5 protein-coding genes are annotated in these 3451 nt (G+C 39.4%); all 5 read left to right on the forward strand.

Annotated features, from left to right (window positions below):
• A partial coding sequence (locus tag ACFVSH_RS24365; protein ID WP_387708309.1) for a thymidylate synthase occupies window positions 1–226 on the forward strand: 226 nt, incomplete at its 5' end.
• Window positions 223–708 (forward strand): dihydrofolate reductase, encoded by a 486-nt coding sequence (locus ACFVSH_RS24370; RefSeq protein ID WP_387708311.1) that lies wholly within the window; start codon window positions 223–225, stop codon window positions 706–708. The genes ACFVSH_RS24365 and ACFVSH_RS24370, both read left to right, overlap by 4 nt.
• 151 nt (window positions 709–859) lie before the next feature.
• Window positions 860–2128 carry a threonine ammonia-lyase IlvA gene (ilvA, locus tag ACFVSH_RS24375; RefSeq protein ID WP_141994643.1) on the forward strand — a complete coding sequence of 423 codons (1269 nt, stop codon included), beginning with the start codon at window positions 860–862 and terminating at the stop codon, window positions 2126–2128.
• A gap of 194 nt (window positions 2129–2322) precedes the next feature.
• Window positions 2323–2514: a twin-arginine translocase TatA/TatE family subunit gene (gene tatA / locus ACFVSH_RS24380; RefSeq protein ID WP_192205184.1), complete on the forward strand. Its 192-nt coding sequence runs from the start codon at window positions 2323–2325 to the stop codon at window positions 2512–2514.
• Between the two features lie 85 nt (window positions 2515–2599).
• Complete coding sequence (tatC, locus tag ACFVSH_RS24385; protein WP_387597213.1) at window positions 2600–3346, forward strand: twin-arginine translocase subunit TatC; 747 nt, start codon at window positions 2600–2602, stop codon at window positions 3344–3346.
• Window positions 3347–3451: the final 105 nt, after the last annotated feature.

Raw genomic sequence — 3451 nt, forward strand, 5'->3', positions numbered from 1 at the left:
GGTATGTGATCTGGAAGTTGGCGAATTTGTACATACTTTCGGGGATGTCCACATCTATTCTAACCACCTTGAACAAGTGGAACTGCAGTTGACCCGTGATCCCAAACCATTGCCAATCATGAAAATCAATCCAGATGTGAATAATATCTTTGATTTTAGCTTCGAGGACTTCGTTTTGGAAAATTACGAAGCCCATCCCCATATAAAAGGTGAGGTTAGCATATGATATCGTTGATAGTGGCAATGGATCAAAATCGTGTGATAGGTAAAAACAATGAACTGCCATGGCATTTACCGGCAGATTTGCAGTATTTTAAAAAAGTGACGATGGGCCATCCGATCGTAATGGGCCGAAAAACATTTGAATCGATCGGCAGGGTCCTGCCTGGTCGGGAAAATGTCATCGTTACCCGCAATCAGGGTTTTAAAGCGGAACGCTGCGTAGTTTTACATGATATTGCACAAATCAAAACGTTTGCAGATAACCGTGATGAGGAAGTTTTCGTTATTGGCGGAGCCGAAATCTTCAAGGAAATCCTTCCTGTTACCGATCGCTTGTATATAACGGAAATTCATGAAACCTTTGAAGGTGATACTTTCTTTCCCGTGCTTGATGAAAATCAATGGGATAAGATCTCATCAAACCCAGGCAGCATCGATGAAAAAAATCGTTATGCACATGATTTTATTATTCTACAAAAAAAATAAAGTGTTAATCCGATTATGGGGAAATGACCATAATCGGATTTTTTTGGTATGGAATGAACAAAAGAAAGAATTTTTAGAAAAATCAATTACATTAATAACAGTAAAGTGCTATAATGATTGAATTCATTAAGGAAGGAAATGAGGGATTGTTATGAATCAGACTGCATCTAAGAATAGGGGGATTCAATTGGAAGATATTCTAATTGCCTATAGAGAACTGAAAGAAATCGTTTTGCATACTCCTTTACAAAAAAATCAGAGGCTCTCTGAAAAATATGATTGTAATGTTTATTTAAAACGTGAGGACCTACAACACGTACGTTCCTTTAAATTAAGAGGGGCTTACTATAAAATGAAAAGCCTGACTGAGGAAGAGACGAAGAATGGAGTCGTTTGTGCCAGTGCAGGAAACCATGCACAAGGAGTAGCTTTTTCCTGCAGCCAATTAGGTATCCATGGGAAAATTTATATGCCTGCTACAACTCCAAGGCAAAAAGTCGATCAAGTGCAGTTATTCGGTAGGGATAATGTGGAAATCATCCTTGTCGGGGATACTTTCGATGATGCATTTGCCATGGCGATGGAATGCTGTGAAAAAGAAGAGCGTTCCTTTATCCATCCATTTGACGATGAAAAGGTAATCGCCGGGCAGGGGACAACGGCTGTAGAAATCCTGAATGATTGTGAAGATGGAATCGACTATGTATTTGCCGCTATGGGCGGTGGCGGTTTAATGGCCGGAGTATCTAGCTATTTCAAATCGGTTTCCCCAAATACGAAATGCATTGGTGTTGAGCCGCAAGGTGCTGCTTCGATGGAGTACTCTTTCAAGGAAGGAAAAGTTTCTGAACTTGAAAACATAGATACATTTGTTGACGGGGCAGCGGTCAAGTGTGTGGGACAGTTGACATATCAGCTTTGTAAGGAAAACCTGGAAGATATCGTTGTCGTTCCTTCGGGTCAAATCTGTACGACGATTCTCGATTTATATAATCAGCATGCGATTGTCGCTGAACCGGCAGGGGCTATATCTGTAGCTGCGTTGGATTTATACAAGGAACAAATCAAAGGCAAAACGGTTGTATGCATGGTCAGCGGAGGGAATAACGACATTGGGCGTATGCAGGAAATTAAGGAGAAATCCTTATTATATGAAGGGCTGCTTTATTATTTTATCGTGAATTTTCCACAACGTGCTGGAGCTTTAAGGGAATTCCTCGATGAAGTGTTAGGACCGAATGACGATATAAGCCGTTTTGAATATACGAAGAAAAATAATAAAGAAAGCGGTCCGGCCCTGGTTGGTGTAGAGCTGAAAGATAAAAATGATTATGAAGGGCTCATTCAGAGGATGAACAAGAAAGGATTCTCTTTCGTAGAGGTCAATAAAGACAGTAATTTATTTCACTTATTGATTTAATCATGGATTAAGTGTTAAATTAGGATAGAATAAAACCTATGTTTTTACATTTTATTCTGCCGGCTCAGGCGTATAGGGGCAAACTGTCGATAATTGTTACCATTTTATGACGAATTGCCAGTTCCCTTTCAATTGGTTGGAAATGGTATTATAATCGGAGTAGGTCTAATTACAACACCAAAGGGGATGTATCCATGTCGAACATTGGAGTACCTGGTCTAATTCTCATCTTAATATTGGCTTTAATTATCTTTGGTCCGAAGAAACTTCCGGAAATTGGACGTGCTTTTGGACAAACACTTCGTGAGTTTAAAAAGTCCACGAGTGATTTAACAAAAGGTGATTATGAAGAAGATAAGAAGATACAACAAAAAAATCATGAATGATTAAATGCTGGGCGTAAGATGCAATCGTCTTGCGCCTTTATGCTGGAACAAAGATACGGATTTTCAGATGAAGGCGTGATCAACTTTGGAAGATAAAGAATTAAATATCATCGATCATCTCGATGAATTGAGAAAACGGCTCATCATTACTGCTGTTGCTTTTTTGATCTTTTTTATCGCCAGTTTTATTTATGTCGAGGAGATCTATAATTGGTTCGTGAAAGATCTTGATTTTGACCTGATGGTATTGGGACCGAGTGATATTATCTGGGTTTACTTTATGCTCTCAGGTGTTGTAGCCATTGCGGCAACCATACCTGTAATTGCTCTGCAAATCTGGTTATTCATCAAACCCGCTTTGATGCCAAATGAAGTAAGGGCGACCCTTGCTTATATTCCAGCACTTTTCCTGCTTTTTATCGGAGGGCTGGCTTTCGGTTATTTTGTCATCTTCCCGACCATTCTTCAATTTTTGATTGAACTGGGCGATGGGATGTTCATAACCAGTTTTACAGCGGATAAGTACTTTTCGTTCGTATTTAATATGACGATACCTTTTGCTGTTTTATTCGAGCTTCCTGTCGTTACCATGTTTTTGACTTCCCTTGGCATAATAAATCCTTATGTGCTTCAAAAGTTAAGGAAGTATGCATACTTTGTACTGGTTGTCATAGCGATATCGATTACGCCGCCTGACTTTATGTCAGACTTTATGGTGATGATTCCCTTGCTGTTATTATACGAAATCAGTATTTCGTTATCAAAACTCGTCTATAAGCGAAGGGTGAAACGCGAAAGCTTGCGGGAAGACACCTACGAGGAAGGTTTATAAGAGGAAGCCCATAATGGCATTTTGCCTTTATGGGCCTTTTTTTTAGGCTCTTTCGTAAAGATTGTTGTTTTTAAAACGAAACGATGTAAGGTTGATTGGAGCGGA

It is taken from the genome of Peribacillus sp. NPDC058002, from assembly GCF_042886655.1.
Classification (GTDB): domain Bacteria; phylum Bacillota; class Bacilli; order Bacillales; family DSM-1321; genus Peribacillus; species Peribacillus aracenensis.